At 60.2% G+C, this 8625-nt stretch carries 9 protein-coding genes and 2 pseudogenes; 8 read left to right on the forward strand and 3 right to left on the reverse strand.

Going from position 1 to position 8625, the window contains the following annotated elements; translation table 11 throughout:
- The 3 genes and pseudogenes from P0D80_RS47580 to P0D80_RS47590 form a co-directional block, all read right to left on the reverse strand.
- Positions 1 to 561: pseudogene (locus P0D80_RS47580) on the reverse strand (transposase family protein); the annotation flags it as partial.
- A gap of 460 nt (positions 562 to 1021) precedes the next feature.
- Positions 1022 to 1375, reverse strand: a complete 354-nt coding sequence (locus P0D80_RS47585; RefSeq protein ID WP_408295072.1) for a hypothetical protein — start codon at positions 1373 to 1375, stop codon at positions 1022 to 1024.
- Between the two features lie 406 nt (positions 1376 to 1781).
- Positions 1782 to 2291 (reverse strand): integrase catalytic domain-containing protein, encoded by a 510-nt coding sequence (locus P0D80_RS47590; protein ID WP_408295075.1) that lies wholly within the window; start codon positions 2289 to 2291, stop codon positions 1782 to 1784.
- A 1019-nt stretch (positions 2292 to 3310) separates the two neighbouring features.
- On the opposite strand from P0D80_RS47590, the gene P0D80_RS47595 reads away from it, so the two are divergent.
- From P0D80_RS47595 to P0D80_RS47630, 8 genes and pseudogenes are all read left to right on the forward strand, one after another.
- Complete coding sequence (locus tag P0D80_RS47595; protein WP_408295078.1) at positions 3311 to 3637, forward strand: hypothetical protein; 327 nt, start codon at positions 3311 to 3313, stop codon at positions 3635 to 3637.
- A 20-nt stretch (positions 3638 to 3657) separates the two neighbouring features.
- On the forward strand, positions 3658 to 3819 hold the full coding sequence (locus P0D80_RS47600; protein WP_408295095.1) for a site-specific integrase: 162 nt from the start codon (positions 3658 to 3660) through the stop codon (positions 3817 to 3819).
- Positions 3820 to 4013: 194 nt separating this feature from the next.
- Positions 4014 to 4229, forward strand: a complete 216-nt coding sequence (locus P0D80_RS47605; RefSeq protein ID WP_408295081.1) for a hypothetical protein — start codon at positions 4014 to 4016, stop codon at positions 4227 to 4229.
- A 755-nt stretch (positions 4230 to 4984) separates the two neighbouring features.
- Positions 4985 to 5194, forward strand: a pseudogene (locus tag P0D80_RS47610) (transposase domain-containing protein); the annotation flags it as partial.
- 139 nt (positions 5195 to 5333) lie between these two features.
- The gene (locus tag P0D80_RS47615) at positions 5334 to 6944 is read left to right on the forward strand and encodes a soluble NSF attachment family protein (protein WP_408295084.1); all 1611 of its coding nucleotides are present in this window, start codon (positions 5334 to 5336) and stop codon (positions 6942 to 6944) included.
- A gap of 88 nt (positions 6945 to 7032) precedes the next feature.
- Positions 7033 to 7500 carry an IS66-like element accessory protein TnpA gene (gene tnpA / locus P0D80_RS47620; RefSeq protein ID WP_408295087.1) on the forward strand — a complete coding sequence of 156 codons (468 nt, stop codon included), beginning with the start codon at positions 7033 to 7035 and terminating at the stop codon, positions 7498 to 7500.
- Positions 7500 to 7853: an IS66 family insertion sequence element accessory protein TnpB gene (tnpB, locus tag P0D80_RS47625; protein WP_408295090.1), complete on the forward strand. Its 354-nt coding sequence runs from the start codon at positions 7500 to 7502 to the stop codon at positions 7851 to 7853. Before tnpA ends, tnpB begins: the two co-directional genes overlap by 1 nt.
- 89 nt (positions 7854 to 7942) lie before the next feature.
- On the forward strand, positions 7943 to 8625 hold a 683-nt coding region (locus P0D80_RS47630; protein WP_408295093.1), incomplete at its 3' end, for an IS66 family transposase zinc-finger binding domain-containing protein.

The following is an 8625-nucleotide window of genomic DNA, read 5'->3' on the forward strand; positions in this document are numbered from 1 at the left end:
AACGGGTGTGATTTGATGTTCTCGACGGCCAGGTAAAGTTCGTATTCGTGACGCTTGGGGGTTGCCGCAATACTCACTGCCCCGATCGGTGAGCACGCGTGTGAGCGCGATGCCGTAGCTGTCGAAGAACGGTACGACGCGATCATTGAGCAGAGCAGCCGCCGCAGCGGCGTCTTGCGATCGTAGAGGCTGGCAAACGCCACTTTCGAGTAGGAATCGACAAATCTGCTGTTAGACGCGGCCCAGGCCCTTGGGCGTGCAGACATGGAAGGTGTCCTGTGCGCCGAAGTAGCCGGGCATCCCAGTTCGAAGTCGCCATGCGTTTCCTTTTCCAGTTTGGCACGTTGAAGCGCGGTGAGCTGCGATTCGGTCGGCACCAGTCCTTCCTGGGCGGATCAGGCGCTCGCGCATGGTCTCGAGATCGTGACGCAGCCAGACGCCGCGCACACCCTGCGGTGAGACGCTCAGGGCGTGGCGCTTGAGGACTTCGTTGGCAATACGGATCTGGCCGTGGGCAGGCAGTTCCAGAGCCAGTTCGACCGCCGCCGCCTCGACCTGTGGATCCCACGCGGTTCTTTGGCAACGGACGTACTGTCCCTTGAAGCGGTGAAAGCTGTCGCGGGAAGGTCCCATTACGCTGCAGCCCTAGCTCTGACATTGCCGGTTGCTGCGCCAGTTCGAGCATGCCGACCTTGGCGCGGACGACTTTCTGTTCCTGAGTCATGGTGGACTACTGCTTGCGGTTCGCCGCGCGCGTTACCGCCTCGGGCTACGCTCTATGCACGAACGCGCATCGGCACGAGAAACCGACCACTGTCTACTTTTAGACTAGTCCATTGCAGATCATGCCACCAATGTAATCGCAGGTAGCGTCGCGAAGTAGGCCTCATCCAGCGCGCAGTCTTGCAGACTCGAATTAGGTCGTCTCTGGTTGTACAGACTAATGTAATCGCCAATCGAGCGCCGGGCGTGTGGATAGCGTCAAGCAGGAAGTCCGGTCGTGCTGCCTCACGGAATGATGTTACTCCCGGGTAATTGTCGCTGCCTGATTGTTTCGCGGTGAAGGCTGGCGCTGCGTAGCGGAACCAGCCTTCACCGCATCCGCATCACCAAGTATCCTCGTGACCAGTTCTCTCGCACGGTTCGAGCGCCATGCCTTCACACGGCGCTGCAGGGTCCGCAGCTGGGCACTGGAATACATCGCCGGAGCCATCGCGATGAGGCGTTCATGCAGCTTCTTTGCCGTAATCCCGGGCTCGCTCTCAAGCCATTGCTGTATTCTCGAACGGATCTTCACGGCTGCGCCAGGTGTGTGCGACGTGCGCCTTTCGGCGATGCGTCGCTCGAACCTCTCCTTCGTGCCATGCTGTTCCAAGACTCGCCAGGAAGTTAGCGAGGGGGATCTGATCGGCCGTTTGTGTTTCCATCGGCGCCGTACCCGATGCGCTGCATTGTGCGACGTGCTGCTGTGCTTCGCGCATGCGGCGTAATAAGTCCAATGGAGCTAGCGCCCGAAACCGCGTACGCAACCTGCGCCTCGTTGACTCGGGCATCGACGCCGACCGCGAGACCCGCTCAAGGGGAGTCAGAGGCGCTTCGTAGCGCTTGGTCACCCGTGCACCGTGGCGTGTTTTCGATTTCGGCTTGAATGACGGCTGGAAGAAGTTGATGTACAGCCGCGACACCTCTTGGAGGGAAGCGAGGGTTTCGGTAGCATCAGGTCCACGCAACTGGCCATACCCCACGAGGCGGCGCACGACTGAGCCATTCTTCTGCTCAACCTAGGCCTGGTGATTCTTCCTGTAGGGTCGCGAGCGGGTCGGTTCGATACCCGTCGCTTTGCAGAAATCGAATATGGCCTCGTTCATGAATGCGCTATCGTTATCGCAATCGATACCGCGCAGCGGAGACGGCAAGGCACGGCTAACGCGCTTGATGTGCGCAAGAACGAATGCACCGCTGCGATACGGCATGGCCAGGCACTCGGTCCATCCGGTCGCGATGTCTGTCACCACGAAGCTGTGCACGAAGTCGCCGTCAATCTTGGTGCCAACGCAATGCTCGACGAAATCCACCTCGAGATGGCCGGGTAGAGGATCTCTCCAGTCGGCGAACGTGCGGATCGGCACCGCGCGGCGAATTGCGTTGCCGACCCCACCAGCGCGCCGGCGCTGACCGGCGAAGGCCCGTTCGCGGACGTCACGCAGCAGCCGGTCAATGGTCGTGGCGCTGATCTGATTTACGCGTTGGCGCAGTTGCTTCGATAGGGTCAGGTGACCATGCCGGATCATCGAGTCGATCAGCGTAGGGATGAGCGCGTTCAGGCGCTTGCCGCAGATCCGGTCGGCGGCTTCCCATAGCGTGATCAGGGATCCCGCACCTCATCGTCCTAACGCCGTTGCGGGCCGGGCCTCGCCCTCGGAGGTTGAGGCTCCCGGCACAGAACGCGGATGGCGTGCTTGCGGTGATAGCCGGTTACCTGAACAAACTCGTCCAGTATCTCGCGCTTCTCATTCCGGTCCGAACGGCGGTGCCGCTCACCGACTGCCTCGGTCAATTCCCGTCGTGTTGAAACTACATGAGGCAACAGCCGCCGCTCGGTAGCAAAAATCTTGAGTCAATGCGCCGACCGGCCAAGATGAAACCGGACTTCCTGCTTCACGCTATCTACGTCTCTCCGGATTGCCCGAGGCCCTCTCGTCTGTCGAAGTCAGGCAACTGCTCAAGGGGTTCGATCGTAGCAGTGCTACTGGCATGCGCGATTACGCCATGACGCGCTGTCTTCTAGATCTTGGCTTGCGGCGCGCAGAAGTGGCAGGGTCTAAGTCTCGATGATATCGACTGGCGAGGTGGAACATTGACGATACACGGCAAGGGCAAACGGATCGACATCGTCCCGCTTCCAAGACTGACCGGTAACGCGATCTCCGAGTACCCGCAGCGTGGGCGTCAAATACTGCGCGACGCGAGGTATTTGTTCTCCATCGATCACCGCCACAGCCAACCAGGATATTGTCCGTAACGCACTTCGTTATGCCGCTGCGCGTTGCGGTTTGCGGAAACGCGCAGCGGCACCCACATTTTCCGGCACACCATGGCTTGCCGGATGGCGCAAGGCGGCGTTCATTCAAATGAGATCGGCGATCTGTTGCTTCATCGTTGTCGCGATACCACGAAGATTTATGCGAAGGTCACCCTTCAAGCCCTTCGTCGCGTGGCGCTTCGATGGCCAGGGAAGCGATCATGAGCGTACACACATCTTTCTCCACCTGGATCCACGATTACCTCAACGTCGGTCGTCGAGCCGGATTTGATTTTCGCGCGCTTTGCCGAACGGATCGGCCAAAACGGTAGGCTGACGATAAAATTCGCCGCTCAGTGGGCCAGCAACTCCGGCACCGGACGGCGGTCAACGGCGGCCCGCAGAATCGAGGTGCTTCGCCGCTTTGCCGCGTACTGCCGGCAATTCGATCCGGCAACCGAGTTCCCGCCGCGATATCTGTTCGGACGTGCCCATCATCGACTGGCACCGCATATTTTCACCGATGATGAAGTCCTGGATTTGCTGGCAGCTTCGACGGTCTCTATCCACCCCGTGGTCTGCGCAGTGCGAGCTGCAGGACAATTTTCGGACTGATCGCAGCGACCGGACTGCGCATCTCGGAAGCGACGGGGCCGACTCGTTCGAATGTAGATCTCGAGAAGCGGGTGTTACATATCCGGAGTGCTCAGTTTGGCAAGTCACGGTGGGTGCCGATACACCCTACGACTGCAGCAGCGATGCGCCGAAATGCCCGCAAACGCGACCGCGAGTCTTGAATGCGACATTCGTTAGTTTGCCATCGATTGCAGGATTGGTACGCGCAAGGGGTGGACGTCGACCGCAACATTCTTGCGCTGTCGACGTACCTTGGGCATGCCAAAGTCATCGACACGTACTGGTACGAAACAGCCTCGCCCGAGCTCCTGGCAATCGCAGCCCAACGCTTTGTGCGCCATCGCAGAGGTTCATCATGAACATATCAGCAGCGCAGTCCTTTCCGGTCCTGTTGCAGAAATTCTTCACGGAACGTTTGCTTCAGCAACGACACGCGAGCCCATGCGCTGAGGCGGCCTATCGTGACAGTTTCCGACTGCTGCTGGCCTTCGCGCATCAACGCTTACACAAGCTGCCCAGCGATCTCACCATCGAGGAACTTGAACGCCCCGTTCATCCTCGAGTTCCTTAAATACCTGGACCAGGACCGACACAATTCAATTCGTAGCCGGAATGCCAGGTTTGCCGCCACGCTTCGTTCGCAGAGCCGTCGGCCCTGTCCTTGGCACGATCCGTACTTGCGATTCCCATGAAGCGATTCGAGCAACCGCTCGTCGGATTTTTGTCTGGCGAGCACATTGAGGCTCTTCTTGCCGCTCCCGATGTCAGCACCTGAAAGCGGCAACGCGACCACGTCATGCTGCCTACATTACAACACCGGGGCCCGCGTTTCTGAGCTGATCGGTATGCGTGTGTCCGACCTCATGCTCGGGCCCACTACATGGGTGCTCATTTCGCAAGGAGCGTTCGGTCCCGCTATGGCCCGACACCGCGAGAGAACTCAAGCGTTGGCTTCGGCAATATCCCTGAACGTCTGAGGAGCCGTTACTTCCCGGGCGACCCGGCGCCTCGCTTACGCGCATCGGCTTCACCGAGCGGCGTAAGCTTGCAGTTCAGGGCCGGGCACTGAAGGCATTCCGATCACCGTCGAGCAAGCCACTTCGATATCGGCGCAAGGATGACCTTCTTCGCTTGCTGCAAGCGCTGTAGTTATGGATGGTTCGCTATCGGTCACGTCGCCGAGAGCACATTGCGATGATGCCGTCTCCCCGCAAAATGCGAGGGCGCGGCATCATTGCCACCTATGCAGCATGCCTAATTCATCCAAGCCTCCCATGACTAAGACCTGTGGATAGCTGTGGTTACAGAAGCCCTTCTATAAAAGGAAAAAACTGGCTCTTCAGCGGCATGGTGGCGGGTGCGAAGGCGAGCCTGAACCTGTCTTCGCTGATCGAAACCTGCAAGGCGAATGACGTCGACGTGTACCGGTATCTCGTCGATCTATTCACGACGCTGCCTTACGCGAAGACCGCCGATAATCATGAAGCCCTGCTGCCGTGGAGGCTCGGCAAGCCCGCTCAAAGATCAGTTCCCTGACTACTAAGCGACCTCGCGTTACGGCGCAAGGTGTGGGTTCGCTGACCGCTTACGATTTTCGATGCGTGCGGAGAAAACCTAAAGAATCAACGCTCGGGTTAGGGTAAAACTACAGCAGTTCCATCTGGGGCCCCCGCCTATGAGTTCCTCTTCTAGTATCGCTATCAGCAGCTATCGTTCGCCCCTCGTATCCGAGCAGCGCGCGATCACCATCGCCGATGTCCTCGGAGCGGTGAATTTTTCGAGCGTCGATTCCGTAAAGTACGCCCATCGGTCCATCACCCGCATGAGCTTCTTGGACCGGTTTTGCGACTGGGCCTTCCATGCCGGGAACAAAGCCGAAGCGCTGGATGCTCTCGCCACCTTGGCCCTCTATAAGCAGGCTGAGAAAAGTGCTGTAGATACTTCCTTGATTCCCGGGGATCAAGGCGATGCGCGAGACCAACTGGCTAAGTTGCTCCCGTACACCGGACAGCAGGCGCTGTTAGACCGTGCCGAAACCGGAAACGATGCAAACGACGAGCTTTCAGAGTATCTGACCCACGACGATCTGTCTTATCTGGTAGATCAGATACAGGCCGAGCGGAAGCATGCAGATGAGTGCGTCGGCGCCTCCTACGAGCGGACCGCAGAGGCCTATGCCCGGGCTGGTCAGCTCGGGTGGGCCGCAAAGGCGTATGAGCTGGCCGCAGAGGCCTACGCTCGGGCTGGACAGCCCGAGCTGGCCGCAAAGGCGTATGACCTGGCCGCAGAGGCATACGAACTGGCTGGCCAGCCCGAGCTGGCCGCAAACGCCTATGGACGGGTCGCGAAGGAGTACGAACTGGCTGGCCAGCCCGAGCAGGCCGCAAAAGCCTATGAACAGGCCGCAAAGGCGTATGAGCTGGCCGCAGAGGTCTACGAACAGAGGAGCCAGCAGGAGCAGGCCACAAACGCGTATGGACTGGCCGCAAAGGCCTACGAACTGGCTGGCCAGCCCGAACAGGCCGCAAAGACCTATGGGCAGGCCGCAAAGGCCTACGAACTGGCTGGCCAGCCCGAACAGGCCGCAAAGACCTATGGACAAGCCGCAACGTCCTATGAACTGGCTGGCCAGCCCTGGGAGGCCGCAAAGGCCCATGAGAACGCCGCAAAAGCCTACGAACTGGCTGGCCAGCCCTGGCAGGTCGGACATGCCTACCGGAAGGCCGCAGTGGCCTACGGGAAGGCTGGCCAGCGCGAGAAGGCTGCAGAGGTCTACCTTCAGGCCGCATTAGCCTATGAGCGGACCGCCGAGTTCTGGAGGAAGGCTCAAAGTCTGCCATCAATGGAGACCGCCGCCGCCTACAAGTGCGCCGCAACGGCCTACAGAGAGGCTGGCAAGCCTGAAGAGGCCGCAAAGGCCGAAAGCCTTGCCGCAGAGGCTTACAGGCGTGCCGCAGATGCCGCCAGGCTGGCTGGCAGGCATTTCGAAGCCACAGGGGTCTATCGGTATGCCGCACAGGCCTATGAACTGGCTGGCCAGCCCGAGAAGGCCGCGGAGGTTTACAAGCTTCTCGCAGAGACCTACAGGGAGGCCACATATGACTACAGGAAGACTGGCTCGCTGAACTCAGCGGACGCCTACAAGCTTGCCGCAAAGGCTTACATGAAGGCTGGCAAGCCCGACTTGGCCGCAGAGGCCTACGGGAAGGCCGAAGAAGCCTACAGGCAAGCTGGCGAGCCCGAACTGGCCGCAGAAGTGTGCACGCTCCGCTTGGGCTGTAAATGAGCGTAAGCGCGAGATTTCCCCCACCTAGCTTTTGAGTCCAGCAAGATCCACGATTGCGTCCGCAACTCACAACTTGCGGACGCAATTTATGACCCAGGATGACCTTTCATTTTTGCCCCTGCGGGTGACCCGCGTTGGCGTGGGTGGCAAGCGCAGCTTCGATCCTCAAGGCAAGCGGCGGCTGGTCGAGGCCTGCGAGCAGCCCGGTGCGTCATTGTCCGGTCTGGCGTTGAAGGCCGGGGTGAACGCCAATCAACTGCGTAAATGGGTTCGGCTGCATCGGCAGGCGCAAACGCGCATGAGCAACGACGGCATGGCCGCTTCACCGTCGGCGTTCGTGCCGGGCGTCGCCATTGCCGATACGGCGCCGGCGCCTGCGTCGATGCATTCTGTGCGCGTGCAACCAGAACAGCGGTCATCGCATCTGTCTTCGCGCTCACCAGCGTCAGCATGGCTGTCGGCCCAGTTGCCCAATGGCGTGAAGCTTGAGCTCGAATGCTCGGAACGCGACGCCGCGCTCGTGAGCGCCATGATCGCGGCACTGGGACGGCGCTGATGTTTCGCTTCGAAGCTGATTTGAAAGTGTTCCTGCACCGCGAGCCGATCGACTTCCGGGCAGGCATCAACAGCCTGGTGACGCTGGTCGAGCAATCCATGCAACTGGACCCGTTTGCGCGTGCCGTGTACGCCTTCCACAACCGCAGAGGCAACCGGATCAAGCTGCTACTTTACGAGCGCAACGGTTTCTGGCTGATGTTGCGGCGTCTGGAAGAAGATCACTTCATCTGGCCGCGCCGGCAACAGGCGGTGATCGAACTGACGACCGAGCAGCTACGCTGGCTGCTCGAGGGTATCGACATCGAGGCAATGCGCCGTCATCCGGCGCGGCGGTACCGTCACGCCAGCTAATGACCGGCCTGCCGGCCAGCAACGCGCGCGAGTGACTGTTACAAATCTCCGTAAACCTGTAGCGCGCGGCATTCGACTATCCTGGGAGCATGAATGAAGACGACTTCTCCCGATTGCCGCCCGCCGCCCTGGCCTATATCCGTGAACTGGAGTCACGCAACCGGCAGCTGGGCGAACGTATTGCCCAACTAGAGGAGCAGTTCCGCCTGGCGCAGAGCCAACGCTTCGCCCCGAGCAGTGAGAAGCTACGCGATCGTGTGTTCGACGAGGCTGAGCAGATCGCTGCGACCGAAGCACATGACGCGGACGTCGCTGCCGACACCTTCACACTGCCCGATACTGGCCTGCCCGATGCGCCGCAACCGCCACGGCGCAGTCCTGGGCGCAAACCGCTACCGGCCCATCTTCCACGTCAGCGCATCGAATACGACCTGCCTGATGACCAGAAGATATGTCCGTGCTGCGCACACGAGCTTCACCGTATGGGTGAAGAGATCAGCGAACAGCTGCATATCGAGGCGAAGGCCTCGGTGCTGCAGCATGTACGTTTCAAGTACGCGTGCCGGCACTGCGAGCGCCACGCCGAACGCACGCCGGTGATCGCCTCACCGATGCCGGCGCAGCCATTGCCGGGCAGCAACGCGAGTGCGGCGATGATCGCCACCGTGACTGCCGGCAAGTATGTCGACGGAACACCGCTATACCGGATGGCCAACGCATTGGGGCGCGCCGACATTGAAGTTGGACGCGGCACACTGGCCAACTGGATCAT

This window comes from Paraburkholderia sp. RL17-373-BIF-A, from assembly GCF_046030175.1.
Lineage (GTDB): Bacteria > Pseudomonadota > Gammaproteobacteria > Burkholderiales > Burkholderiaceae > Paraburkholderia.

Excerpts from the sequence above, each read along its gene's own strand:
- P0D80_RS47615 (WP_408295084.1), top strand. The coding sequence starts at position 5,334 with ATGAGTTCCTCTTCTAGTATCGCTATCAGCAGCTATCGTTCGCCCCTC.
- tnpB (WP_408295090.1), top strand. The coding sequence starts at position 7,500 with ATGTTTCGCTTCGAAGCTGATTTGAAAGTGTTCCTGCACCGCGAGCCG.
- P0D80_RS47590 (WP_408295075.1), bottom strand. The coding sequence starts at position 2,291 with ATGATCCGGCATGGTCACCTGACCCTATCGAAGCAACTGCGCCAACGC.
- tnpA (WP_408295087.1), top strand. The coding sequence starts at position 7,033 with ATGACCCAGGATGACCTTTCATTTTTGCCCCTGCGGGTGACCCGCGTT.
- P0D80_RS47605 (WP_408295081.1), top strand. The coding sequence starts at position 4,014 with ATGAACATATCAGCAGCGCAGTCCTTTCCGGTCCTGTTGCAGAAATTC.